Annotated in this window: 28 protein-coding genes, 2 tRNA genes and 1 CRISPR repeat array (1 of these 31 running past the window's edge); of the genes, 15 read left to right on the top strand and 15 right to left on the bottom strand. The window is 46.8% G+C overall.

What is annotated here, in order from left to right; all coding sequences use genetic code 11:
- Nucleotides 1–1,429: a CRISPR direct-repeat array (repeat unit 35 nt; unit sequence GTCTTAATCCTTATTCTAATGGAATACTCTCTGAC); it reaches 159 nt to the left of the window's first position.
- A gap of 846 nt (nt 1,430–2,275) precedes the next feature.
- The 3 genes from ACW6QF_RS03075 to ACW6QF_RS03065 are packed head-to-tail and all read left to right on the top strand — an operon-like array spanning nt 2,276 to nt 4,915.
- Nucleotides 2,276–2,710 carry a dCMP deaminase family protein gene (locus ACW6QF_RS03075; protein ID WP_298551461.1) on the top strand — a complete coding sequence of 145 codons (435 nt, stop codon included), beginning with the start codon at nt 2,276–2,278 and terminating at the stop codon, nt 2,708–2,710.
- Between the two features lie 11 nt (nt 2,711–2,721).
- Nucleotides 2,722–4,455: a S41 family peptidase gene (locus ACW6QF_RS03070; RefSeq protein WP_298551463.1), complete on the top strand. Its 1,734-nt coding sequence runs from the start codon at nt 2,722–2,724 to the stop codon at nt 4,453–4,455.
- Entirely contained in the window at nt 4,400–4,915 is a 516-nt protein-coding gene (locus ACW6QF_RS03065; RefSeq protein ID WP_456086776.1) for a 5-formyltetrahydrofolate cyclo-ligase, read from the top strand. Before ACW6QF_RS03070 ends, ACW6QF_RS03065 begins: the two co-directional genes overlap by 56 nt.
- A gap of 1 nt (nt 4,916) precedes the next feature.
- Here the strand turns inward: ACW6QF_RS03065 and ACW6QF_RS03060 are convergent, their stop codons facing one another.
- Genes ACW6QF_RS03060 through recF form a run of 3 tightly spaced genes read right to left on the bottom strand, consistent with a single transcriptional unit; the run spans nt 4,917 to nt 6,721 of the window.
- Nucleotides 4,917–5,312, bottom strand: a complete 396-nt coding sequence (locus ACW6QF_RS03060; RefSeq protein WP_456086775.1) for a YkvA family protein — start codon at nt 5,310–5,312, stop codon at nt 4,917–4,919.
- Between the two features lie 15 nt (nt 5,313–5,327).
- The gene (locus ACW6QF_RS03055) at nt 5,328–5,621 is read right to left on the bottom strand and encodes a DUF721 domain-containing protein (RefSeq protein WP_298551468.1); all 294 of its coding nucleotides are present in this window, start codon (nt 5,619–5,621) and stop codon (nt 5,328–5,330) included.
- Nucleotides 5,618–6,721: a DNA replication/repair protein RecF gene (gene recF / locus ACW6QF_RS03050; RefSeq protein ID WP_456086774.1), complete on the bottom strand. Its 1,104-nt coding sequence runs from the start codon at nt 6,719–6,721 to the stop codon at nt 5,618–5,620. The genes ACW6QF_RS03055 and recF overlap by 4 nt, the downstream gene beginning before the upstream one ends.
- Nucleotides 6,722–6,857: 136 nt before the next feature.
- On the opposite strand from recF, the gene ACW6QF_RS03045 reads away from it, so the two are divergent.
- From ACW6QF_RS03045 to ACW6QF_RS03025, 5 genes are all read left to right on the top strand, one after another.
- Entirely contained in the window at nt 6,858–7,544 is a 687-nt protein-coding gene (locus ACW6QF_RS03045; protein ID WP_148478805.1) for a tetratricopeptide repeat protein, read from the top strand.
- 77 nt (nt 7,545–7,621) lie between these two features.
- Nucleotides 7,622–8,104 (top strand): 6,7-dimethyl-8-ribityllumazine synthase, encoded by a 483-nt coding sequence (ribH, locus tag ACW6QF_RS03040; protein ID WP_008148823.1) that lies wholly within the window; start codon nt 7,622–7,624, stop codon nt 8,102–8,104.
- Between the two features lie 55 nt (nt 8,105–8,159).
- Nucleotides 8,160–8,242 (top strand) — tRNA-Tyr (locus ACW6QF_RS03035).
- Between the two features lie 13 nt (nt 8,243–8,255).
- Nucleotides 8,256–8,328: transfer RNA gene (locus ACW6QF_RS03030), tRNA-Gly, on the top strand.
- A 114-nt stretch (nt 8,329–8,442) separates the two neighbouring features.
- On the top strand, nt 8,443–8,766 hold the full coding sequence (locus ACW6QF_RS03025; RefSeq protein ID WP_456086773.1) for a hypothetical protein: 324 nt from the start codon (nt 8,443–8,445) through the stop codon (nt 8,764–8,766).
- Here the strand turns inward: ACW6QF_RS03025 and ACW6QF_RS03020 are convergent.
- Nucleotides 8,763–8,966: a hypothetical protein gene (locus tag ACW6QF_RS03020; protein ID WP_298551477.1), complete on the bottom strand. Its 204-nt coding sequence runs from the start codon at nt 8,964–8,966 to the stop codon at nt 8,763–8,765. The genes ACW6QF_RS03025 and ACW6QF_RS03020 overlap by 4 nt on opposite strands.
- 488 nt (nt 8,967–9,454) lie before the next feature.
- On the opposite strand from ACW6QF_RS03020, the gene ACW6QF_RS03015 reads away from it, so the two are divergent.
- Entirely contained in the window at nt 9,455–10,612 is a 1,158-nt protein-coding gene (locus tag ACW6QF_RS03015) for a glycerate kinase family protein (protein ID WP_456086772.1), read from the top strand.
- Here ACW6QF_RS03015 and ACW6QF_RS03010 read toward each other — a convergent pair.
- The 7 genes from ACW6QF_RS03010 to rbsK form a co-directional block, all read right to left on the bottom strand.
- On the bottom strand, nt 10,587–11,519 hold the full coding sequence (locus tag ACW6QF_RS03010) for a glycosyltransferase family 2 protein (RefSeq protein ID WP_456086771.1): 933 nt from the start codon (nt 11,517–11,519) through the stop codon (nt 10,587–10,589). The genes ACW6QF_RS03015 and ACW6QF_RS03010 overlap by 26 nt on opposite strands.
- Before the next feature lie 5 nt (nt 11,520–11,524).
- Nucleotides 11,525–11,908, bottom strand: coding sequence for a GtrA family protein (locus tag ACW6QF_RS03005; protein ID WP_298551483.1), 384 nt, complete (start codon nt 11,906–11,908; stop codon nt 11,525–11,527).
- Entirely contained in the window at nt 11,880–12,638 is a 759-nt protein-coding gene (locus ACW6QF_RS03000; protein ID WP_456086770.1) for a hypothetical protein, read from the bottom strand. The genes ACW6QF_RS03005 and ACW6QF_RS03000 overlap by 29 nt, the downstream gene beginning before the upstream one ends.
- 107 nt (nt 12,639–12,745) lie before the next feature.
- Nucleotides 12,746–13,747: a GRP family sugar transporter gene (locus ACW6QF_RS02995; RefSeq protein ID WP_186928227.1), complete on the bottom strand. Its 1,002-nt coding sequence runs from the start codon at nt 13,745–13,747 to the stop codon at nt 12,746–12,748.
- A 7-nt stretch (nt 13,748–13,754) separates the two neighbouring features.
- Entirely contained in the window at nt 13,755–14,771 is a 1,017-nt protein-coding gene (locus tag ACW6QF_RS02990; protein ID WP_456086769.1) for a nucleoside hydrolase, read from the bottom strand.
- 10 nt (nt 14,772–14,781) lie between these two features.
- Nucleotides 14,782–16,335, bottom strand: a complete 1,554-nt coding sequence (locus ACW6QF_RS02985; RefSeq protein ID WP_298551490.1) for an ADP-ribosylglycohydrolase family protein — start codon at nt 16,333–16,335, stop codon at nt 14,782–14,784.
- Between the two features lie 23 nt (nt 16,336–16,358).
- Complete coding sequence (gene rbsK / locus ACW6QF_RS02980) at nt 16,359–17,288, bottom strand: ribokinase (RefSeq protein ID WP_186928230.1); 930 nt, start codon at nt 17,286–17,288, stop codon at nt 16,359–16,361.
- A 164-nt stretch (nt 17,289–17,452) separates the two neighbouring features.
- On the opposite strand from rbsK, the gene ACW6QF_RS02975 reads away from it, so the two are divergent.
- The 6 genes from ACW6QF_RS02975 to ACW6QF_RS02950 all read left to right on the top strand — a co-directional run bounded on the left by ACW6QF_RS02975 (nt 17,453) and on the right by ACW6QF_RS02950 (nt 23,795).
- A complete protein-coding gene (locus tag ACW6QF_RS02975; RefSeq protein WP_456086768.1) occupies nt 17,453–19,042 on the top strand; it encodes a hypothetical protein in 1,590 nt (529 codons plus the stop codon).
- 119 nt (nt 19,043–19,161) lie between these two features.
- Nucleotides 19,162–19,722, top strand: a complete 561-nt coding sequence (locus tag ACW6QF_RS02970) for a sugar O-acetyltransferase (protein ID WP_456086767.1) — start codon at nt 19,162–19,164, stop codon at nt 19,720–19,722.
- Between the two features lie 107 nt (nt 19,723–19,829).
- Entirely contained in the window at nt 19,830–20,798 is a 969-nt protein-coding gene (locus tag ACW6QF_RS02965) for an alpha/beta hydrolase (RefSeq protein ID WP_298551758.1), read from the top strand.
- A gap of 6 nt (nt 20,799–20,804) precedes the next feature.
- Nucleotides 20,805–21,671, top strand: coding sequence for a DUF3737 family protein (locus ACW6QF_RS02960; RefSeq protein ID WP_298551498.1), 867 nt, complete (start codon nt 20,805–20,807; stop codon nt 21,669–21,671).
- 15 nt (nt 21,672–21,686) lie between these two features.
- Nucleotides 21,687–22,865, top strand: a complete 1,179-nt coding sequence (locus ACW6QF_RS02955) for a MalY/PatB family protein (protein ID WP_456086766.1) — start codon at nt 21,687–21,689, stop codon at nt 22,863–22,865.
- A 201-nt stretch (nt 22,866–23,066) separates the two neighbouring features.
- Entirely contained in the window at nt 23,067–23,795 is a 729-nt protein-coding gene (locus ACW6QF_RS02950; RefSeq protein WP_456086765.1) for a 6-bladed beta-propeller, read from the top strand.
- Between the two features lie 171 nt (nt 23,796–23,966).
- Here ACW6QF_RS02950 and ACW6QF_RS02945 read toward each other — a convergent pair whose 3' ends face one another.
- The 4 genes from ACW6QF_RS02945 to lptE all read right to left on the bottom strand — a co-directional run bounded on the left by ACW6QF_RS02945 (nt 23,967) and on the right by lptE (nt 26,110).
- Nucleotides 23,967–24,278: a DUF4491 family protein gene (locus ACW6QF_RS02945; RefSeq protein WP_456086764.1), complete on the bottom strand. Its 312-nt coding sequence runs from the start codon at nt 24,276–24,278 to the stop codon at nt 23,967–23,969.
- Between the two features lie 175 nt (nt 24,279–24,453).
- Nucleotides 24,454–24,822, bottom strand: coding sequence for a preprotein translocase subunit SecG (gene secG, locus ACW6QF_RS02940; protein ID WP_186928235.1), 369 nt, complete (start codon nt 24,820–24,822; stop codon nt 24,454–24,456).
- A 7-nt stretch (nt 24,823–24,829) separates the two neighbouring features.
- Entirely contained in the window at nt 24,830–25,594 is a 765-nt protein-coding gene (locus ACW6QF_RS02935; protein WP_456086763.1) for a hypothetical protein, read from the bottom strand.
- A gap of 3 nt (nt 25,595–25,597) precedes the next feature.
- Nucleotides 25,598–26,110: an LptE family protein gene (gene lptE / locus ACW6QF_RS02930; RefSeq protein WP_298551507.1), complete on the bottom strand. Its 513-nt coding sequence runs from the start codon at nt 26,108–26,110 to the stop codon at nt 25,598–25,600.

Here is a 26,110-nt window from a genome sequence, read left to right as displayed (position 1 = left end):
GGAATACTCTCTGACCGACGAAGACGTAATTATTTCTTGTGAAGGAAATGTCTTAATCCTTATTCTAATGGAATACTCTCTGACTTAATCACATGGGACGCAATGTTTGGCTTTGGCGCTGAGTCTTAATCCTTATTCTAATGGAATACTCTCTGACACTGATAAATTCACCGATGAAGCTGCCGGAGCCGCTGTCTTAATCCTTATTCTAATGGAATACTCTCTGACTTTTATCGGTGGTTATGACGGCGAAATGGTCGCTATGTCTTAATCCTTATTCTAATGGAATACTCTCTGACGTTATTACGGCGGGGTTTTGCACAAAGGGCCATTATGGTCTTAATCCTTATTCTAATGGAATACTCTCTGACGACCCCTCCCAAACCGGAAGATAAGGTGCTGAGCGGTCTTAATCCTTATTCTAATGGAATACTCTCTGACAGAAACAAAAACACCGCACTTTCGACGGTGATATTAATGTCTTAATCCTTATTCTAATGGAATACTCTCTGACGCCTTGCAATTGAGAATTTCGAAGCCAAGGATCGTTGTCTTAATCCTTATTCTAATGGAATACTCTCTGACACGGCCGAAAACAAGAAGGTTGAGAAATCTACTTTGTGTCTTAATCCTTATTCTAATGGAATACTCTCTGACTAGTTCGTAATATCTTTGGAATTGAACGTCACTCGTCTTAATCCTTATTCTAATGGAATACTCTCTGACAGCTGACGCTTTGCGCCAGTCTCTGGACCAATCCACGTCTTAATCCTTATTCTAATGGAATACTCTCTGACGCCCAACGACTTTCGATTACGAGGTCAATAACGGGTCTTAATCCTTATTCTAATGGAATACTCTCTGACTGTATACGGCGATTTTATTTTGTTTTCTTCTTTACCGTCTTAATCCTTATTCTAATGGAATACTCTCTGACGCATATACTGCGCTTGTGACCTTGCGTCCTCAGCGGTCTTAATCCTTATTCTAATGGAATACTCTCTGACCGTTGTGGGTGAAACCACCATGGGCGTTTCTTTGTCTTAATCCTTATTCTAATGGAATACTCTCTGACGCCGCCAGAAAGTTCATGTAGCATCTTTTGATGTTACGTCTTAATCCTTATTCTAATGGAATACTCTCTGACTATCAGTATTATCCGAGACGGTGACGGTATCGGTTTTGTCTTAATCCTTATTCTAATGGAATACTCTCTGACGATCGCCCTGGTAGCTATGTTTAGTTTTTCATCTGTCTTAATCCTTATTCTAATGGAATACTCTCTGACTCAAAGTGAAAGAAACATTGCAGAATGCTGGGACTGGTCTTAATCCTTATTCTAATGGAATACTCTCTGACTGCACCTATCTATCTCATAGACGAGAACGATGTTTGTCTTAATCCTTATTCTAATGGAATACTCTCTGACAACCTATCAGAGAGCATTTTACGACTTTTGGAACTTTTATTCACTCCTTCTGCTTTTGTCTTTGCGTCAGAGAGTTAATCCATTTAGAACTATTTTTTCGCAAATGTAGAGATTTGAGATTTACAATCCAAGTAAAAATCGAATTAAAAATTGCTCATCTATCTATTTATCAACTATTTAAACTTTCGCAAATCAAAAATCATATCCGAAAGCTACGGGGATTTGCGAAAAACGCACAATCCCACACTTTCCAACCTTCTGATTTTTAGAACAAAACGTCAAAGAACACCTAAACTCATACATGACATTTTCGCAAATGTAACAACTAAAAAACAGAAAACAAATATTTGCGAAACTTTTCATCCTCTCTTCTTTCTGACAATTTTTATTTTTCATTAAATATCAACATCTTAGCAAAAATCTTTTTTTCGCAAATCAAAACGGTTAATCCACCTCTACGGTATCGGCCTGGCCTAAATAAACAGACACAAAAGCACAATATCCCCCCCGAAAACGAGAATAGAGCATAAATATTTAATTTATAGCAACATATAGAGAATAGTAGTTTCTTAAAAAATATTACCCTTGCGGATAATTTGAATTAGATGGGGTAGAAAATCAAATTTGATGCGGTAGTATTTTCGATTCTGACCAATGAGTTTTTTACGAATATTACAATAAGGCCCGAACAAAGGCAGTACATATCTTGAGAAAAGCGTAAAAACGGCCGGTGACAAAATTTAAAACGGTCATCCCGACAAAAACCGTTAAACCTATTCCATATATCCCAAATATATGTACCTTTGTCTGCTATTATATAATTAAGGTATATAAAATCAGAAAACGATGTGCGATAAGAAGGAAAAGCAACTCGAATTGGATAAGCGCTATCTCAGGATGGCGGCCGTATGGGCGGAAAATTCGTATTGCAAGAGACGCCAGGTTGGGGCACTGATAGTAAAGGATCATATGATTATCTCTGACGGATATAACGGTACGCCATCTGGTTTCGAGAATGTTTGCGAAGATGAAAACAATGTCACCAAACCTTACGTTCTGCATGCGGAAGCCAATGCCATCACGAAAGTGGCCGCTTCGTCGAACAGCAGTAAAGACGCGACGATCTACGTCACCTCCGCCCCTTGCATCGAATGTGCCAAGCTCATCATCCAGTCCGGCATCAAGCGGGTGGTGTACTCCGAAAAATACAGGGTGGAAGATGGTTGCAACCTATTGCGTCGCGCAGGTGTTATTATAGATTATATAGAAATAAACGATTAAAGATACGTTTTATGGACAAGAACAGAAGGTTGGCCGTATGGTTGCCTGTGATTATAGCTTTGAGTGTTGCTCTCGGGATCTTTGTAGGGAATCATTACCTTAGACTGACACAGGGAAAGAGACATATTTATTCCAGTGGAAACAAAATCAATGCCATCCTTGACATTATCGACGAACAATATGTCGATACCGTCAATATGAAACAATTGGTGGAAGATGCTATTCCTAAAGTTTTCAGCGAACTGGACCCGCATTCCGTGTATATACCGGCAAAAGACGCCCAAAGGGCAAATGAAGACCTGGAAGGATCGTTCAGCGGAATCGGTGTTTCCTTCAACATGCAGACCGACACCATCCTGGTCATCAACGTCATTCCGGGCGGCCCGTCCGAAAAGGCCGGCTTGAAGCCCTTCGACCGCATCATCACGATCAACGACTCCCTGTATGCCGGCAACAAAAGCGACCAGGAAGTCATCATGAAAACCCTGCGCGGAGCGAAGAACAGTACGGTCAAGTTGGGCGTAAAACGTAAAAACGAACCGGAGCTGTTGTACTTCGACGTGACGCGCGGCGATGTCCCCGTCAGCTCGGTCGATGTGTCTTACGAGGTAAGCAAGGGGATCGGCTACATCAAGGTAAGCAAATTCGGCCGTACCACTTACAACGAGTTCATCACGGCAATCGCCAAACTGAAACAGGCAGGCTGTACCTCCTTCGTGATCGACCTTCGCGGCAACACGGGCGGTTATATGGATGCCGCCATCAATATGGTAAACGAATTCATGCCGGAAGGCCGCCTGATCGTGTACACGGAAGGGAAGGCATTCCCGCGCAACGACGTCTATACGAACGGCACAGGCACTTGCCAGGATGCTCCGATAGTAGTCCTGACAGACGAATTCTCGGCCTCCGCCAGTGAAATCTTCTCCGGGGCTATCCAGGACAACGACCGCGGGCTGATCATCGGTCGCCGTACTTTCGGCAAAGGCCTGGTCCAGTCACCGATCCAGTTAAGCGACGGCTCGGAAATCCGCCTGACGATCGCACGCTATTACACGCCATCCGGACGTTGTATCCAGAAAAAGTATGAACTGGGTAAAGACAACGAATACGAGCAGGACATCTACCAGCGCTTCATGCACGGCGAATTCGACTCGGCCGACAGTATCAAGCTGAACAACAGCGATAAATACGAGACCGTGATGGGACGACCCGTTTACGGCGGCGGCGGTATCATGCCGGATATCTTCATTCCGCGTGACACAAGCGGCGTGACTTCTTACTTCTCCAACGTAGTCAATTCCGGTACGCTGAACCTATATGCACTCGAATACTCGGATCGCAATTACGACAAGCTGTCTTCTTTCAAGACCTATCAGGATTTGTACAAATACCTGCAACAGCAACCGCTGCTTTCCGATTTCACCAACTATGCCGCAACGAAAGGGATTAAGAAACGTCCGCACCTGATCGGCATATCAGGCAAACTGATCGAGAAACAGCTCCAGGCCTATATCGTCCGTAACTTCTTCGACGAAGCGGGCTTCTATCCCATATTCCAGAACGATGACATCACGCTGAAACATGCCATCAAAGTTCTGAACGAAGGGAAATCATTCCCGACACCTGAGAACAAAAACAATACATCCGATGGAATTGCACAAAGCCAAACAAACGCTTCGAGAGGATATGGCCTCCTTAAAGAGATCATATACGAAGACTACATTGCTGGATCTTTCTGCTAAGATAATGGAACGGCTGGAAGAGACGGCTCTCTTCCGGCAGGCTTCCTGCATAGCGCTTTACCACGCCATTGCGGGCGAGGTGCAAACGGCCGGCCTGATCGAAAAATGGTATCGGGAAAAGAAATTATTGCTTCCTCTCGTGGAAGGAGACGACCTCCGGCTGCTCTTGTACGCAGGAAAAGAATCACTCAAGGCCGGTGCTTTCGGTATTCCGGAACCGACCGAAGATTGCGTGGCCGTATCGGAAAGCGAAATAGACCTGATCATTGTTCCGGGCGTGGCTTTCGACCGCCAGCATAACCGCCTCGGACGGGGAAAAGGCTTTTACGACCGCCTGCTCTCCACACTGAACGTTCCCAAGGTCGGAATCTGCTACGATTTCCAGCTGAAAGACCGGATACCGGTCGAGCCATTCGACCGGAAAATGGACCTGATCGTAACTGAAAAAGAAATACTCTGATTCAGATCTTATCCGTCTGCAACAGTTCCATGACTTTGGCATCCGCCTTGGCTTTTATTTCCGGCGTGATGCTATCCTTTACGATTTTCAAGACAAGGCCCATGACGGCGACATCGTCGGTAAACCCGATCACCGGAAGAATACTTTCCGGAATCAAGTCGAACGGCAGGATAAAGTAGCCTAAAGCACCTATGATATAAGCCTTGTGTTGCAAGGGGACGTTCTTATCATGCAGCAGATAATAGAGTTGGAAGACAGGACGCATCACGGTCGCACCGACCTTCTTCGCGATCCGCCGCACTTTCTGCCAAAATTTATTCTCGGAATAGTACGTGCCATACTTCTCCACCTCATACACCTCTTCAAAAGGAACTTCTTCTATCTTTCTTGTATCCATAACGAGTCAATTCTTTTATCTGATAACTATATCTTGTATAACTGCCGAACCGGCATAATCGTTCAGGCTCTTCACCAGCCGCTCCCGGCACAATACCAATTCACTTCTCAGGACGGAGGAAGTGAGGGAAACATACAACACTTTGTCCTTTACATATATATTGCGCGTGTACTGTGCGACCATCGGCCCCAAAATCTCCCCCCAAGCCCGCTGGACACGGATTTCCAGTATCTTCGCACGCAACCCGGCATTGTCTTCAAAAAACTCCCGGATCGCATCGCCCAACGTCTGTGCATTCCGGTGCATCATCCTACTTCCTCCATCGGTTGCACTTCGCCCTGTTCGACCCTGAACAGAGCGTAGCCGTGATCGATCGATTGCAGGATGGCGTCCAGGTATTTCCGGTTCGTATCGGTGATGAAGATCTGCCCGAACTGGTCGCCGCTCACCAGCTTGACGATCTGCTCCACCCGGTCGGCATCCAGCTTGTCGAAAATATCGTCCAACAAGAGGATCGGACGCGCCTGCCCCCTGCGGGAAAGGAAAACGTACTGGGCCAGCTTGAGGGCAATCAGATACGTCTTGTTCTGTCCCTGCGAACCGACACGGCGGATCAGGTAGTCGTTCAGCGTCATCTCCAGTTCATCCTTGTGAATGCCGGTCGAGGTATAACCGAGTATGCGGTCACGCTCCCGGTTGGCAGCCAGCATATCCGCCAGGCTCCCCTTCTCCAGCTGGGAGATATAGCGCAGGCCGACCTGCTCGGTCGAACGGCAGATCGTCTGGTAATACTCGTTGAAGATCGGAGTGAAATCGTTTACCAGCATCTGCCGCTTCTCGTACACCATCCGGCCGTACATGTCCAATTGCATTTCCAGCACTTCATAGAGGGAGGCGTCGGTACACTGGTCCTTCAACAACGAATTCCGCTGGAGCAAGGCCTTATTATATTGTATCAGCGCATGCAGGTAGGGCTTGTCCTGCTGCGAAATAATCACATCGAGAAAACGGCGGCGTTCTTCGCTCCCGCCCTGTATCAGTTCAGAATCGGCAGGCGAAACCATCACCAACGGCAACAGGCCGATATGCTCCGACAGTTTGTCATACTCTTTCTTATTCCGCTTGAACTGTTTCCGCTGCCGGCGGCGGATGGCACAAAAGATCTCCTCTTCACGTCCCTCATAGTCATAGTTACCTTGCAACACGCACATATCCTGGCCGTTGTTGATCAGCTGGGAATCGGGCGTGTTGATATGGCTCTTGCAAAAAGAGAGATAATGCACGGCATCCAGCAGATTGGTCTTCCCCATTCCGTTATTCCCGAAAAAACAATTTATCTCGGGAGAGAAAGAAACTTCTGCCTGGAGAATGTTTTTATAATTGAGTATAGAAAGCTTTTTAAGTATCATCCGCACTATATTAGTCGCACAAAATTAAAAAATATACTTCTAAGTATAGATTTTCTCAGTAAAAAAAACTACTTTTGCGACTTGAATTGCCACAGGCATAAAACAGTGATAAAATAATAACAACTATAAAAACATTATGGCTACTAAGGAAAAAGACACCAACAAGGAGTTAGAGGTCGAAGAAATTGTTTCGAAATCGGAACAGTTCATTGAAAACAATTCAAAGAAAATCATTTACGGTATTATAGCACTCGCTCTCGTTGTTGGGGCTGTTTTGGGCATCAAGCACGGATATCTGATTCCGCAGGAGAAGAAAGCCGCAGCAGCTATGTTCAAAGGCGAACAGTATTTTGCCAAAGACTCTTTCAACCTGGCATTGAACGGAAACGGTGCGGACTATGAAGGATTCGAAGCGATCATCGACCAATACGGAAGCACATCGGCCGGTAACCTGGCAAAAGCTTACGCCGGTATCTGCTATTTCAAGATGGGCGAAAACGAAAAGGCATTGGACCTGCTGAAATCTTTCAGCGGCAGCGACGATATGATCTCTCCGGCTATCACAGGCCTGATCGGTGACTGCTATGTAAACATGGGCAATGTAAAAGAAGGCATCAGCTATTTCGAAAAAGCAGCCAAACAGGCAAGCAACGAAGTGATCAGCCCGACTTACCTGAAGAAAGCCGGTATCGCTTACGAAAGCCTGAAACAGTATGGCGACGCAGTTAAAGCATACACCACTATCAAAGAAAAATATTTCAATTCGATGGAAGCTTCCGATATCGACAAATATATCACGCGTGCTTCCGCTTTGAACAAATAATACGTATATAAATAGTATAATTCATATAAGAGGATGTCTCGTCAAACAAGGCATCCTCTTCTTTTAAGAACAAGAATATGGCAACAGCTTATCAAAATTTATCGGAATACGACTTCAACAGCGTTCCTGACGGATCGGAGGTGACTGTCGGGATCGTCGTAGCGGAATGGAACAAGCACATCACCGAAAAACTACTGGAAGGAGCCTGCAACACGTTGGAAAAGCATGGCGTCAAAGCCGAAAACATATATGTAAAACGAGTACCGGGAAGTTTCGAACTGACTTTCGGTGCAAAAAGGATGGCTGAAACAAAAGAAGTGGACGCCGTCATCGTTTTGGGTTGCGTCGTGAGAGGGGACACTCCTCATTTCGATTATGTATGTTCCGGCGTTACGCAGGGGATTACGGAATTGAACCTGATGTACGATATTCCGTTCATTTTCGGTCTGTTAACGACAGACACCATGCAGCAGTCCGAAGACCGTGCAGGCGGCAAGTACGGAAACAAAGGCGATGAAGCGGCAGTAACCGCTCTTAAAATGGTAAATTTTTCTGCCTAAACGCTTGCAGGTTTCAAAAATAGTCGTACCTTTGCACTGCAATTGAAAATAACGGGGGCAGTTACCAGAGTGGCCAAATGGGGCTGACTGTAACTCAGCTGGCTTTCGCCTTCGGTGGTTCGAATCCATCACTGCCCACTTTCTTTAATTTGCGGAAGTAGCTCAGTTGATAGAGCATTAGCCTTCCAAGCTGAGGGTCGCGGGTTTGAGCCCCGTCTTCCGCTCTCAAGAAGAGGAAAATCGAAAGGTTTTCCTCTTTTTTTATATCCTTCCCTCTTTTCATTTACAAAATAATATTACCTTAGCTACGTGTTTACTAACTATAAAAACAAGGATATATGAAAAAGATGAAATGGATGTATCTACTACTGGCTACATTCCTGCTGACAAGCTGCGGAACGCTTATGCAGCCCTACCAAATGGACAGCAAGATGAAAGACATCGAATTAGGCATGACCAAAAAGAAAGTGATCTCCATATTGGGAAAAGATTTCGAATCGGCGGGCGCCCGCATGACCTCCGAAGGGTCGGTCGAGACCATCAGTTACAAGACTGCTTCCATGACTGAGAACACGGAAGGATATTACTTATTAAGTTTCAAAGACGGAAAACTGGTCGAGTGGTTTAAGGAAAAATATCCGGTACACAATCACCAGCACTAATTGGAGCCAACCACAAAGCACAAATAAGGCAGATGCCTCTGGGCATCTGCCTTATCTCTTTTACGGTTATACACCTTTTTCGATACATGCACCCGGTTGAAACTGACCGGATGACCGTGATTCTCAATCTCCGCTTCCCTACTTCCTCTTCGGTTCGCTTTGATGTAATCCATTAACGAATCTTTCTTTTTTGCTTTCATACTGATAAACGTTTAACGAGACAAAGATACGAATAAAATCAGATCATGTACCAACAGTAGGAAATGTTTAGAAACACGCCCATCTTCCGGCTTTCCACACCCGGATGTTGTCGCTTCGTACATCCGGATGTTCGGGACGGCTACACCCGGATGTACAGGGTATCCCCACACCAACTACCTGTAATTAAGATCCTTGACAAGGATAAAAGGACTATCTCAATCCCCTCAGCATCGATAGGGTGTGATAGAGGTGTGACACAGGAGTGATACAGGAGTGATACAGGAATCCGGCATGTATCACTCCATGCACAACATGTTTATCAATGCTTACAAGACAATGTGTGATAGAGTGACAGAGGATCCCGCAAAACCGCATGTAGATCCGGCCTCACCTTTTGCCGCGATAAATCATCTTTTATCATTCATATCTCGTAAACTTTAGATACATTTGAACCCACAAATGATCTAAGGCATCATAAGACGGATAAATGAATAAAGCTGTAATAGCCATCGACTCTTTTAAAGGCTGCCTGACCTCAGAAGAGGCAGGAATTGCGGTAATGAAAGGCATCAAAGCCATCTTTCCCAATTGCGAAACCCTGCTGTTTCCGATCGCCGACGGAGGCGAAGGTATGTTGGACATACTTATCTCCGCGACAAAGGGGAAATGCCGGACCCTGCCGGCACACGGCCCCTTGATGGAACCCATGCAGGGCCGGTACGGCATTTCGGGCGACGGGCAAACGGCTCTGGTCGAGATGGCGGCCGTCAGCGGCTTGCCTCTGGTCCCCGAAGGAAAAAGGAATCCGATGCTGGCGACAACTTATGGGACGGGGGAACTGATCCTCGATGCCCTCGAACAAGGTTGCCGCCGTTTTATAATAGGTATCGGAGGCAGCGCCACCAATGATGCCGGGTTAGGGATGCTGCAAGCCTTAGGGTTCCGCTTCCTGAACAAACGGGGGGATCTGTTGGGGACAGGCGGCAGGATTTTGTCGCAGGTTGCCTCCATCGACACATCTGCCGTGCACCCGGCTTTAAAGGAAGCCCGTTTCACGATCGCCTGCGATGTACATAATCCTTTCTGCGGACCCGAGGGAGCGGCTTATGTCTTCGCCCCGCAAAAGGGAGCCGATGCGGAGATGGTCAAAGAGCTGGATGCCTGCATGCAGGCGCTTTCACGGGTTATCCGGTCGGCTACAGGCAAAGACATTTCGGATGTTCCCGGAGCCGGGGCAGCCGGAGGAATGGGCGGCGGCTTCCTCGCGTTCCTGGACGCCGAGTTGAAACCGGGCATCCGCCTGCTGCTCGACATGCTGGACTTCGGTAAGAAAATAAAGGGGGCCGACCTGATCTTCACCGGTGAGGGACGAGCCGACCGGCAGACAGCGATGGGAAAAGTGCCTTTCGGCATCCTGGAAGAGTCCCGGAAACAGAACGTCCCCGTCATCGTACTGGCTGGAAGCATAGAAGATACGGATCGGATGAACCGGGCCGGCTTCCAGGGGGTATTCTCGATCACACCCGGCCCGGTCTCCCTGAAGGACGCGATGGAGCCGGAGTTTGCCGCAGAAAATATCCGCAGGCTGGTGACTCAGATTTGTTCGGTAATCCGTCCGTTTAGAAATTCTTTTTCTCGTCGATAATATATTCCGGACGTGCTTTGATCTCGTCAAACAAGATGCCGACATATTGCCCTAACACACCGACCGTCAGCAATTGGACGCCGCCAAAGAAAATAACGGAGGTCATGATGGAAGTCCAGCCTGTTTCGGCATTACTGAAGCCGTATATCTTGCCTAAGGTAAACCAGACGGCCAGCACGATGCCGACCAATACGGCGATAAAGCCCAAGCTTGTCGCCAGGCGCAACGGTTTCTTGGAGAAATAAAGCATGGCGGTGGTGGCGAACTTCCACATTTTGCTGAACGGGTATTTCGTCTCTCCGGCGATGCGTGCCTCCCGTTCATAATAGAAAGGAACCTGTTTGAAGCCGACCCAGCTGATCAGTCCGCGAATATATTTTCCCCGCTCCTGGAAACGGTCGAACTGGTCCATCACCTTGCGGTCTATCAGGCGGAAATCGCCTGTATCTAACGGGAAATTCACATCACTCATATAGTTCAGCATACGGTAAAAGGCTTTCGCCGTCACTTTCTTGAAAAGTCCTTCCCCTTCGCGGGACTTGCGGACGCAATAAACCACGTTCGCCTGCTCCTTTTCCTGCAATTCGAGAATGGATGCGATGAGTTCGGGCGGATCCTGCATATCGGCATCCAGGATGACAGCCAGGTCGGCATCGCAATTGTTGATACCTGCCGTAACAGCCGGCTGATGCCCGAAGTTACGGGAGAAATGGATCACCTTCACCTGCCGGTCGGAAGCCGCGATCTCGTCCAGCATCAGACGTGTCCGGTCCCTGCTGCCGTCGTTGATATAGATAATTTCCGTTAAAACAGGGAGTTTCTGCAACGCCTCCCGTGTACGCCGGTACGATTCGGCAATGACCAACTCCTCGTTATAACAAGGGACTATGACCGCAAGTTTCTTCATCTGCATTAAGCCTTAAACGTATAAAACTTATTCATGATAAAATTAATCACCGTGTAAAAAGCCATTGCTATCAATTGGTTATAATAGGGGTCGATCGACAGGCATGGATTCAGGACATACACTAAAAGCCCCAATTGCAACAGATAACACACTCCGAACACGACCCCGAAACGGACGGCACTGCCGATCCATCCGGCAGAGCTTCGGAATGTCCATTGCTTATTCCATATAAAACTATTCAATACGCCTGCCACATAACCGACCACATTCGAAACGACATCCGAACATCCGAACAACTTCATCATGATCCAGATGACGGCGGCGGTTATCACCGTATTACTCACTCCTACTATACCATATTTAATGGCTTGCTTGACTGTTTCCTCCATTCTTATTTATAATCTCTTCCACTTCCTCGGCCGACAGCTCCTTCACGTTCGTAATCGTGAAAATCTGCGAAAGGAAGTTCCCATACTGGTTACATTCGTTGATCACCTTGTCCAGCGTCTGCTTGATATCTGCCCAAACCGGGATCAGGAAAACCAGCTCCATATGTTTCTCACCTATTGTCAACCGCTCGATTTCGCAATCCGCCTTTTCCAGCGAATAGGGAAATTCACGTTCGATCACTTTCTTCTGATACTCCAGGAACGGTTTCAGTTCATTCGCCAGAATCAGCACATAAAAACGCAACTTCTCCCCTTTTCCTCCCAAACCGGTAGAGATATAGATCTGCTTCTCGTCCGACAGTTCGGATTCCAGAGCGATACGGCTTTCCATCAAAGCCATATAAGCCCAGTCCGCCACATCCGGGTCCGGAGCCTGGGCATATCCTTCCAATATCCTGTATGCTTTTACCTGCCGTGAGGTTGCAAGCATAGACAATACATACTTCTTATGTTCCGTAGTCGATTCGGGATCGTCCAGACTTTCCTCGAAAACCGAAAAATCCATTTTAGAAATATCCGGCTTATCCTGATCTTTCCTGATCTTTTCCGAATATTTAAAATACTCCATCTGCCGTTCTACGGGTACACGCTGTTCTAATATATGGAAATGTCCGTCAATCTTACTAAATGAATCCCGGAACTTCTTGAAAATATCATTATCCTCTTTCATAAAGCCTGCTTTTTAGTTTTGTACATATCCAATAAACAAGAAACTAAGACAAATGTAAGGCTTTTTCGCGATAAATAACTTATCACAAGGATAAAAACAGGATATTATTATGCCCCGGCATAAATAAGGAAGCCCAAGCCGATCACAAACAGGACGAACATTCCGGCATTCAGATAATCCGAAGAACGCGGAGCTCCCCTGAATTCATGCCATACCAGAATTCCCCAAAGTGCGGATACAAGCGTCGCCCCCTGCCCCAGACCGTAGGAAATGGCAGCCCCGGCTTTTTCCGAAGCGATCATACTGAAAGATTGGCCGATACACCAGATAACGCCTCCCAATATACCCACCAGGTGCGTCCTGGCATTCCCCTTGAAATAACCGGAGATGGAAACCGGCTCACCTTCCACCGGACGCTTCATGGCAATCGTATTGAACAGGAAATTACTGATGAACACGCCTAAAGAGAAGATAAACACAGCGGTATAAGGTGTCAGCTTGCCCGGCGCAGGCTCTGCAAAATTGTCCAGATCCATCGAAGCCGCAACAAAGCGATAGAAGAAAGCCATGATCACACCGGCTGCAATCGAAATAAAGAGACCCTTTCCCGACACTTTTTTCGAACCGACCAATGCTTTCTTATAAGCCAACCCGTTCAACAGGATGGCAACCGTGATCAGAGCTACGCCGATAAAGATGTACAAAGGTTCTCCTTTGGCCGCCCCGAAATAGTTGACCAATACGCCCAATACCAATGCCAGCCCGATCCCGACCGGAAAAGCCACCGACATGCCGCAAATCGCAATAGCCGCCGACAACAAGATATTGGCTGCATTAAAAATAATGCCACCCACGAAAGCGCTCCCCAACGACCCCATATCGGCTTGCGCCAGGTTAGGCAGGAACCTCTGTCCTTCGGAGCCGAAGCTGCCCAACGTAAAAGCGGAAAGAATGGAAAAGAGCAACACGCCGATCACATAATCCCAATAAAAAAACTCATACCGCCAGGTCTTCGAGGCCAGCTTCTGTGTATTTCCCCACGATCCCCAACAGAGCATTGTGACAACGCAGAACAGGATCGCCAACGAATAATCTTGTACTATAAACATAACTTCCTTATTTTGAAACAGGTTGATGCATCATATAACTTTCAATCAAAGCTGCCATTTCCGCCGCCGGCACTTTTTCCATCAGGAGAAGATCCCTGCCTTTTCCGTCCGGCATCCAGCTATTGGCACCTTCATCATTCACGACACGGAATGTCCCGCGTTCTACATTGTAATAGGGTTCATATCCTTTGACAGCCACCAGCACAGCCGTAAGATCCCAACTCATCCGTCCGTCCGGGTCGCCTTCGGCAAAACAAAGTGAATAGGCGTCTTTCACCGGGCTGTCCTCCACATCCATCTGCACCAGCTTCTTGCCGGTAAAGATCACATTCCCGATTTCGAAACCACTGAATATGATTTCCGTAGGCCATTGCTCTGCTACCACGCGGGATGCCGGAGTATCGCAATAGACATTAAATTCCTTCCCTTCGGGGAATAAACCGGCCATCGAAACCAGACGTTTCACCTTCTTTGCGACTAAATCACGGCCGGAAAGCGGACTATACTCGTCACCACCGGAAAGCAAAAGGTCTTTCAGGTTAGTGAAAAAACCGATCGTACAGACCACGACGCTGCTATCCGGCTGCGTGCTCAAAATCCGGCGGTAGACTTTCACGGCATCCGGGGCATCCGAAGTTTTTGCCGTTTTATGCGGATAGCGGGCCGGAAGTTCTTCGGTCCATTTCGTCTTATGCCAGGTGGTCAGCGAAGCGCCTCCCTCGCTTTTCGGAGCACCGACAGGGATGTCCGGTCGGTTGAAATAGGTATTCAGCACTTCTATGCAGGGTACGACATGCTCGTCCTTATTAGACGAAACAGTCGCTAAAATGTTCACTTGACCGCTATCTGCCAACGCGTGCATCAGAGCCATCGCACCGACATCGTCATAATCCGGTCCCAGATCCGTATCCAATATCAGGTTGACAGGTTGTACCATTACTTCTTCCGGAGCAGTAGCAGCCGGTCTTCCGGAACAGGCCGCCAGCAAAACAGCCAAACAGGTAAAAAGAATCGATTTCTTCATGTTATTGAATTTATGGGTGAACAACTTGAAGAGGACTGTCGGAATAAACCAACGCCTCGTTAAAACGAACGGATGCACCCGCCACCGGGTTCAACCATTTGAATGTAAAGATATGCTTTCCTTTCGGAATTTGGTATTTCCAGAACAGATCGTGCCTGCGTGTCCTGGATGCAGCCGGTAAATTTGCCGTTTCGACAAGTTCGCCATCCATATACATTTCCACACGGGCCACATATTCTTCGTCGGCAGCACGCACACGACCTTTAAATACGATCCCGGTTCCGTCAAGCACGACCTTGCCGACATCGGCAACTTCCCGATTCACATGGATGCGCCCGACCGGATACAATCCTTCGAAGCCTTTTTCCAGACGGACCGGGACAGGTGCTTGGCAGGCAATCGTCACGTCCTCATCTCCCACTGTTCCGCCATTTCTTTCGACCATTTGCAAGGCTTGTTTAAAAGACATTTCATACGTCCGGGTCAACGAGATATCCGTATAGGCAAAGTTCATATCCTCCACCTCTTTGAGATTTCCCATCCAGTATTCCGGTATCCGGCTATAGCCCAGAACCGTACCTAAAATACCGGCAGCCGAAGCCGGGTTGCAATCCGAATCCTGGCCGCAACGGGTCGCTATATCCATCGTCTTGAAGAAATCTCCATCGCCATACAACAATCCGATCAGGATATAAGCGCTATTAATGACCGCATCGATATTGAACGGAACGAAAACTCCGTCCGGGCAACCGATATCCTCGCTCCACTTCTTCTCACACTCGAACCAGGTACGTTTCCAGTCATCCGGAAACTCGGCATGCCAACGGATCACGTCCTGCATGCATTGGTAATACCGGCTTTGCTCCGGTATCGTTTTCAAAGCCTCAGTCACGATAAATCCGATATCATCCGAGATAAACGCAAGCGAATACATCGCCCCGACATATACACCACCATACCAACCATCGCCATAATTCATGATATGCCCGATCTTGTCGGATATTTCAGACGCGGAATTAGGCATACCCGGAGACATCAGCCCGGAATAATCGGCCTCTATCTGATAGTCCAGATCGTCTGCATGCGGATTGTTCAGCCAATGGCCGGATGCAGGCGGCATGATCCCCTGCAAGATATTATAACGGGCCGCTTGGTTCGCATGCCAGAGCATATAACCGGCACTGGCAAAAGCCATGGCAAACGAATCGACAGGAGCATCCAGCCCCAACCGGTCGAAGACGTCCACAAACGTCAGGTCCATATAGACATCGTCATACAAACCTGGCGAGTTTTCATACCACCACCTCATATATCCGTCTCTCCAGGGAATCGGGACATATTCCTGTATCATCGTCCCGTTATACTTGAACTCTGTCGGTCCTCCATAGGTACAACCGATCGTTTGTCCTGCCCATCCCCCTTTTATCTTATCCAACAGTTTTTCACGGCTGATGGTAAATGATTCGGGAAGAGTCGTCGTTTTTTGTCCGATCGGTTGTTGCGAACAGGAGACAGTTCCTAACAACAAAAAACCTCCCAAGACATGTAATATTGCTTTTTTCATATTTATAAAGAATAAGATTTATATTAAACAAAAATATCCACTTCGTTCCGGTAAGGAGCAGACGACTGCGCCCCTACACGTGTCACCGAGATAGCCGAAGCCTTGCAGGCGAACCGGGCGGCTTCTTTCAGGCTTCGCCCTTCGGATAGTGCGACAGTCAGAGCGCCATTGAATACATCGCCGGCGGCAGTCGTATCGACAGCTTCCACTTTCAGGGCGGGAACCATCTCGGCCTTTCCGCCGCTATAGATAAGCGCCCCTTTCGATCCCAATGTAATAATAACATGCTGCACCCCCATTTCCGAAAGGAGACGGGCGGCTTCACCTGCCGACGATTCATCCGTTATCTTCACGCCGGTAATCATTTCCGCTTCTGTTTCGTTCGGCGTGATCAAATATAAATGACGGAGCAGATCGGCCGGTAACGGATGTGCCGGAGCCGGATTCAAAATCACTTTCTTTCCTTTTTGCCAGGCGATATCAGCAACAAAGCACACGGTCTCCATCGGGACCTCCAGCTGCATCAGGATCAGATCGGCCTGCTCGATAGCCTCCTCCGCCTTCGCCAAGTCAGACGGCAGAAGGTTGGCATTCGCACCCGAAGCGACGACAATACAGTTTTCCGCTTTTTCGTCCACCGTGATCAAGGCCACGCCGGAAGGGTTCCCGGAATCCGAAAAGACATAAGAGGTATTGATTCCCTCCTCCTCGAAAAGTTGTTGTGACTGATGACCGAAGATATCGCTTCCGGTCTTGCATATAAAAGTAACGGAACCGCCCAGACGCGCTATCGCCACAGCCTGGTTCGCCCCTTTTCCTCCGGGATTCATAAAGAATGTTCCACCCAAAATCGTTTCACCCGGACGAGGCAGATGAGCGGCTTTTATAACCATATCGGTATTACTGCTACCGACCACCAGGATTTGTCGCCTGGATGTTTGTGTTGTGTCCATGTTCTATTTCGTATTAAATATGAATCGTTTGCAATGAAGCGCTACAAATGTAATATGTATATCGCTTCTTTTTTCCACATAATTATTTGGGAAAGATAAACCCAAATCTTATTTTTGCAAAAAGCATACACAGTAATATAACTTACATACAAGCAGATAAGTTTATGAAACAGGCCACAAAGCTCAACCAGATCATCCTATTGGCCCAGTCGCTTTCCAAAGCGGAAAAACGATATATCCGGCTCTATACCAACCTGCAAAACGGGGATAAACATTATATGGTCTTATATGACTTGGCCTGTGAATGTTTCTCCTCCGAACAGATATACGAGAAGTTTTGCAGCGAAGTGAATGAAAAAAGCTTTGAGATGGCGGCTAAACATCTTTATCAGGTACTGTTGGATTGCCTTGTCCAGTTGCGGGAGAAACAGGACATACAAACGACTATCTTCAATTATATCACAAAAGCCGGTATCCTTTTCGAACGGGAACTTTTCGACAATGCGTTTGCCGAATTGGAAAAAGCAAAGAAGCTGGCTACCACATACGAAAACGATCCGCTGCTTCTCCTGATCTACCGTACGGAATTGAAATATCTGAGTACGCTCGGTTTCGAAGGTATCAGTGAGAAAGAACTGGTCAACAAGCAGATGCAGATCAACGACGTGATGAAATATGCCCGCAACACGAACCTCCACCTGCAACTATACGATATTCTGAAACACCGCATCACCTATAAAGGGTACGCCCGTTCGAACAAACAGAAAGATAACCTGAACGATCTTGTTTTAAGCGAACTGAACTTGATTGCCAACCATTCCTACCAGGGATTCGAGGCACGCAAACTTCACCTGTTGTTCCAGGCAACCTACTACCTGAATACCGGAAACTATAAATCGGCGATCCGCTTCTATCAGGAACTGATCGCGCTTTTCGAAGCGAACCGCCATCTGATCCTCAATCCGCCTATCTACTACCTGAGCGCCATAGAGGGAGTATTGAACAGCCTCCATGTTGCCGGATTATACCGGGAAATGCCTTTCTTCCTATCCAAACTAAAAGAGATCGGCACGGGTAACTACCCGACAGAGTTCCTGATGGAAGTGCAAGCCCGCGGCTACCTGTACGAACTTTCGGGATTGCTCAACACCGGACAATTCGATGCGGCAGCGCATCTTGCCGAAACCTATACCGATTTTTTATCAAAGAAAGCAGTCATGACCGGACCGGAAACCCGGCTAAAACTAGCCCTCTCTTCTTCCATCCTTTATCTTTGCCTGGGAGAACCGGCAAAAGCCCGCAAGAGTATGAAAAAGATACTCGGCTCCGACAAGTCCTTCCACACATTACCGTCCTACAAAACAGCCCGCCTCATCAACCTCCTTATCCAGGCGGAACTGGGAGACTATGACTTTTTCGCAAATGAAATAAGCTCCATCAAGCGGACGATCGGCTACGAGAAGCAGGTGTATATCACCGAAAAACTACTTTTCCGCTTCCTTATGGCCCACCCCTTGCCCATCTATAGAAAAGACCGGGAAAAGTTGTGGTCACAATACCAAAAAGATATAACGCGTATCCGGCAGGACAAATATGAAAAACAACTTCTCAAAACTTTTGATTTCACAGCCTGGATCGAAAGCAAACTAACAAATATCCCCCTCCGGGAGATTTTGTCGGAAACAAAAAAGGGAAACACCAACAGGGATTTCGCAGACGACGCAGACCAACCCGTATATCAGCAGAAACTGTAATCCTGGGCATAATATCGGTAATTTATCTACAAAGAAAAAAAGAATACATGCCGACCTTTGCAAAAGTTCAATGCAACAGATTCAATAAACATTTTGATAAATTACGAATAGCTGAAAATATGGAATTAAAAACATTTTTGGAACATGTGAAGGGGCGCAAGCCGCTCGACACGAAAGAGATTTATAGTTTCATGGATCTTATGAGTGATGAAGCGAGACGTATTACTTTCGAACTGAACAGTGCTTACCATACCCCCGATGAAGTGCGCGAATTGCTATCACGGCTTTTCGGGAAACCTGTCGATCCTTCATTTCGGGTGTTTCCCCCGTTTTATACGGATTTCGGAAAAAATATCACGATCGGGAAGAATGTGTTCATCAACGCTTGTTGCCATTTCCAAGATCATGGAGGCGTGACGCTCGGCGATGATTGCCTGATAGGCCACAATGTGGTGTTCGCCACCCTCAACCACGAAATCGCTCCCGAAAAGCGTACCTCCATGCAGCCCGCCCCCATTGTACTGGGCAAGAATGTATGGGTAGGTTCCAGCTCCACCATCCTGCAAGGGGTGACGATCGGTGACAATGCCATCATTGCAGCAGGTTCGATAGTAAAAACAAATGTACCGGCCAATACCATTGTTGGTGGCGTACCGGCCAAATTAATACGGGAGATATGAAAAGAATAATCACATTGGCTTTGTTGATGGCAGGAGTCACGACAATAGAGGCAGGAAACAGGATAGTTGAAAAAGATATAATCCAAACTGGTAAAAAGAATATAGAAATGGAAGATTCAGAATTGACGAAAGAATGGGATAAGATTTTCCCGAAGAGTGATAAAGTGAATCACAGCAAGGTAACGTTTCGCAACCGCTACGGCATCACACTTGCCGCCGATATGTACATACCGAAGAATGCGAACGGGAAAATGGCGGCTATCGCAGTATCCGGCCCTTTCGGAGCCGTGAAAGAACAGGCGTCTGGCCTTTACGCACAGACTATGGCCGAACGCGGATTCCTAACCATTGCCTTCGACCCTTCATATACCGGAGAGAGTAGCGGAACGCCTCGTTATGTCGCCTCTCCCGATATCAACACCGAAGATTTTTGTGCAGCAGTGGATTTCCTCTCTACCCGCAATGATGTCGATCCCGAACGCATCGGTATCATCGGCATTTGCGGATGGGGCGGCATGGCGATCAACGCTGCTGCAATCGACACCCGTATCAAGGCCACGGTCACTTCGACGATGTACGACATGAGCCGGGTAAACGCAAACGGCTATTTCGACTCCATGAATGCCGACCAGCGCTATGAACTTCGCCGCCAGCTCAACGAACAACGTACGGTAGACGCAAAGAACGGCTCATACGCGCTCGCCGGAGGAGTGGTCGACCCACTGCCCGACGATGTCCCCTGGTTCGTAAAAGACTATCACAACTATTACAAGACCAGCCGCGGCTATCACAAGCGGTCACTCAACTCCAACGGAGGATGGAACAAGACATCGGCTCTTTCGTTCATCAACATGCCTTTGCTCTCCTATAGCGACGAAATCCGCAGCGCCGTACTCGTGATGCACGGCGAGAAAGCACACTCCCGCTATTTCAGCGAAGACGCATTCAAGAAACTGACGGGTGACAACAAAGAGTTGCTGATCATCCCCGACGCCAGCCATGTCGACCTATACGACAACCTGTCGGTAATTCCGTTCGACAAAATCGAACATTTTTTCCATGAATATTTGAAATAACAAAATATGCAACAGATTAAACATACCGAATTCGGTGGCGAACGTCCTTTGTTCGCCACCCATGACCTCCAATTGAATGACGTGACGATCCACGCCGGAGAGTCCGCATTGAAAGAGTGCACTAACATTATAGCAGTCGATTGCCGCTTCGAGGGAAAATACCCGTTTTGGCATGTAGACGGCTTCGCAGTCAGGAACTGTCTCTTTACCGAAGGAGCACGTGCAGCATTGTGGTATTCGAAAAATCTCGTGATGACCGGAACTAAAGTGGAAGCCCCGAAGATGTTCCGCGAAATGGACGGTATCCGGTTGGAAAACGTCCAGATCCCCAATGCACAGGAAACCCTCTGGCACTGTCGTAACGTGGAAATCAAGAACGTGCAGGTCGACAAAGCCGACTACCTGTTCATGCACAGCGAGAATATCCGTATCGAGAATTATTCACAGAACGGTAATTACTCGTTCCAATACTGCAAGAACGTCGAAATACGGAACGCCATCATCCACTCGAAAGACGCTTTCTGGAACACCGAGAACGTAACAGTCTACGATTCAGAACTCAACGGCGAATACTTAGGCTGGCATTCCAAAAACCTGCGCTTGGTGAATTGTAAGATTTCAGGTACGCAACCGCTCTGCTACGCCCACAACCTGGTGATGGAAAACTGTACGATGGCAGACGACTGCGACCTCGCTTTCGAATGCAGTTCCGTGCAAGCCACCATCAACAGCCCGATACGCAGCGTGAAAAATCCGTGCACCGGATGCATCACGGCCGAAAGTTACGATGAGATCATCATCGATAACAACATCAAGGCTCCTGCTGATTGCAAACTAAAGTTATGGAACCGCCGTTCCTGCTTTTCCGCTTGAAACATGAGGTACGACATGGAATACGATTTTGATAAAATAATTCCGCGTCACGGCACGAACTCCTACAAATGGGACAGCGCCACAAATACCGATGTATTGCCGATGTGGGTAGCCGATATGGATTTCCAAACGGCTCCCGCCATCGTCAAAGCCTTGCAACGACGCGTTTCGCACGGTATTTTCGGCTATACCCGCGTGTCGGATTCATATTACAAAGCAGTGGCAAACTGGTTCGGACGCCGGCACGGCTGGACGATACAAAAAGACTGGATCATCTATACATCCGGTGTTGTGCCGGCCATTTCTGCCATCATCAAGGCTTTGACTGAGCCCGGCGACAATGTGCTGGTCCAGACACCCGTCTATAACTGTTTCTTCTCATCCATCCGCAACAACGGTTGCCAATGCATCAGCAACCCACTGATTCGCCTCGGCGATACATTCGTTATCGACTACGAAGATCTGGAAATAAAAGCAGCCGATCCGAAGGCTAAAATCCTACTGTTGTGTAACCCTCACAATCCCGCCGGAAGAGTATGGACCCGCGACGAATTGTTGCAGATCGGAGATATCTGCCTCCGCAACGGTGTAATGGTGATCTCGGATGAAATCCACTGCGAACTAACATATCCGGGGCACAACTACACACCGTTCGCCTCTCTGTCAGAACAATTCCTGCAAAATTCCGTCACCTGCCTGTCCCCCAGCAAAGCGTTCAACATTGCCGGATTACAAATTGCCAACATCATTTCGGCAAGCGAAAGCATCCGCCGGAAAATAGACAAGGCGATTAACATCAACGAGGTGTGCGATGTCAACCCTTTCGGTGTCGAAGCTACGATAGCCGCCTACAATGAAGGAGAAGAATGGTTGGATGCGCTCACGGAATACTTGGAATCGAACTACCGGTGCATGAAAGACTTTTGCCGGAAATATCTGCCGGATTTCCCGATCACTACACTGGAAGGCACTTATCTGGTTTGGATGGACTGCTCGATGCTTCACATAACGTCGGAAAAATTGGAACAGCTATTAGTGGAAAAAACCCAACTGTGGCTGAACGCCGGAACCATGTACGGCGTGGAAGGAGAAGGTTTTATGCGCTGGAACATTGCCTGTCCCCGCTCCATTTTGATAAAAGGGTTAAAGCGGTTCAGGGATTTTATTCAAAATATGCCACATAATGGGAAATGATTTTTATAAAGGATTCAAATTTCCTTCCATTGGTCAATTGGCACATTGAATATTTCGTACGACCTGGAAATAATAGCATTTAAACAATTAACAAATAAAAGATTACGCAATATTCGTAATATTATCAAACAATTCGTTTGTATTCTTAATTATTAATCTTACATTAGCCGAAAATATAATATTCACCTCATAACCTTCTGTATGATGAATAGATACCTGCTCCCCATCCTTAGCATACTTCTTTTAGCTTCTTGCAACCAAGAAACTAAAAAAGCCAAACACATCATATTCGAAATCAATGTCGAAGAAGGTATCAAGAACAAAGTACACAAACTGCTGCTAAGTGATGCGGTCATGGATATCGATATTATTCCGCTTGAAACGAATGACAGTTGCTTCATCCAGAAAATCCGCAAAATGTATATCGGGGAAAACGACCTGTTTATCAATAATGTTTCTGTTGCTTATAGTCGGCTATTCAGGTTTGATAAAAGTGGCAAGTTCAAAAATATAGTAAGCCGGGAGGGCGACGGACCAATGCATATCATGTCTATTGACGGTTTCGGCATAGATGAAAAGAACCGGCTTGTCCATGTCGCTAATGCCTTTGGTTTCCAGAACGAAATCAAAACTTATAAATATGATGGAACATGGACCAATACTATCCATCCTGCCCGTCCCGGAGAAGCCCTTTTCGGGAGCTTCGACTGGGACCAGCGTGGCTATAATTATTTTAACGGCAAACACGTTATCCGACGCTTTCTTCCTTTACAGGACGGTTCCAAAGATAACTGGCAAATCGGTATACTGGACATTTACGGAAAAGTCTTGGCACACTTTTATGATCCGAATATCCTGTGCTACCAAAAAGAGATCGATAATAACAACAGCGGACATTCCATCGACAAAATCCGGGATCTGCGCCTATAACGCATTCGACCTGCTGGAACAGGTTGATATAGATGAACTGAAGCAATCTGAAGTTCTTCTCCCTGAAAAGCGAAACCAACTGGTCAGAATACTGGAAAATCTGAAAGAGGATGACAATCCGGTTATCATGGTAGCGACGCTCAAATACTAATTAAGCCATAAAAAGTCCGATTAAGGCTTACGCTCCGGATAAGTCCGCTTGGGATTTTTAGGAAACCAGCCTTTCAGTACACGTTCTTCCTGCTCGAAAACTTCCTTTATCGTCCAGAAAGAGGAGAAAGCGAATACGCCGCATATAGCCGAAACAAAAACACTTTCAATCAGCAGAGAAGCGACCGTTCCCACTATTCCTAAAACGAGGAAGATCCACCAGCATTTCGTACCCCAATAATATTCTGCTTTTACTACGACCGGATGAAAGAGCCCGATAATCAAAAAGGTCGCAATGCCTATTAACAGTCCATCAAAGTTAATCAATTCCATATTTATTTACAATTTAAGACAGGCATTTTGCCTATTGAGACAAAGATACGAAGAAATATGTATCGCCCATGATAAAATATATCTATCCACTTATTGATAATTCTATCAAATAAAACAAAAAAGAGGCATCCTTGTTGCAGAATGCCTCTCCATTATATCGAGAATCCGTTTCCGATTAGTTAGCCGGAGCTTCTTCTTCAGAAGAAACAGGAGCTGTTGCAGGCTGCTGGGCAGTGCCAAAGTCTGGAGCAACCGTATTCGGATCGATTGTTACAGCATTATTTATCTGTTCTTTGATTTCAGACTGAGTCGTGTGCTGAGCTCTCGGAATAAAAGCAGTAATGACAATACTTAAAACAACAACAGTACCGGCAAGGGTCCAAGTTGCTTTTTCAAGAAAGTCTGTGGTTTTGCGTACCCCCATAATTTGGTTGGAAGAAGAGAATCCTGAAGCCAGACCTCCACCTTTCGAGTTCTGAATCAATACAATCAAGATCAATAGTATAGATGCGATCAGGATTAAGATAGAAATAAATACGTACATCTTTGTTTTATTTTTTAGTGTTAATAATCAACTTTTCCAGAAATCTGATTTGGTCTGCAAAGTAAACATTTTTTTCTGGATATTTCAAGTTTAAGTTTTTAATTATTTGCAATGCCTTCTCATATCGCTTCTGTTTTACATAAATATGAGCCAATGTTTCCGTAAAATAGGAATCATCCAGCGGCTTATGCTGGCTTTCCTCCAACTCCACCAGATTTCGGGGAACAGCTGCTCCGGTAGTCGTTTCCATATCCAAGTTCAGGCCACTTCCGGGAACCCTCTGCTCTTCGTTTTTGATAAAAGAATCAATCAGATCGTGGTGCTGAAAACGGACTTCCTCTTCTTTTTCCTCTGCCTGCCCATTTTCCTTTGTCAGTGACCAATAGATGTAATCCGACGAAACGGACGGCTGGAACAGAAGAGACGCATCCGCCTTCGGTTCTTCCTCCTCGCGATTGGACAGGAAAGCATCGATCAGAGAAAAAGCATCTTCACGGGCTGGATTTTCCTCTTTCTCAGGCTGGAGCTGCAAACCGAACCGTTCACCTTCTATCAGTGTGAACAACTTCCTGCGGTCAGGGACATAGATCGCCATCTTCTTTAATTCTGCGCCAAAACGTATATCGTTCAAGACTGCCAGGTTCTTCAGGTAAAGCATCCTGGCAATCTGGAAATACGGGAATTCATCGACGATCTGCTTTAACTGCGGAAGTGTTTCCTCAGTCAGCAGGGCCGGGTTCTCCATCAGTCGATATAAATCAGCAGCTTTCATTTTTTACCAGTTGGCAACCGTTGCATTATAAATTTGATCGACAAGCTCGTCAATGATCTCTTCCGACAACTGGTCCTGTACCTGCTGCAACATCTGAGTAGCATCGAATTCACGATAAGCCGAGAAACTCTGCTCGAAATCTTCGTCCGGATTCACCCGATTGGAATAACGAACCCGAACCGTAATCGTCAACTTGGTCTGCGACGCATACGCATCTTCTTTTACGGCCATAGGAGTCAGGTCGTAGCCGGTAATTTCACCTTCCAGATCCAAGTCGCCGTTGCTATTCACCAATTGCAAGCGGGTCTGACGGATATAAATATCCTTCAACGCTTCCGTAAATTTTTGCGAAAGTGGCGGATAGACTAACGGAGCCTGATTCGGGAAATCCTTGATCGTAATCGTCTTGACCTTCGTATAATCGATAGAAGCACCATTAAACTTATAAGAAATCGAACAAGCAGTCACAATCAGCCCGATCAGGCAGAAAAGCCATATCTTATTATTTTTCAACAT

The sequence above is a fragment of the Parabacteroides sp. genome (assembly GCF_977054455.1).
The sequence above is the reverse complement of the archived record's forward strand: the minus strand, read 5'-3'. Positions and strand labels throughout refer to the sequence as shown.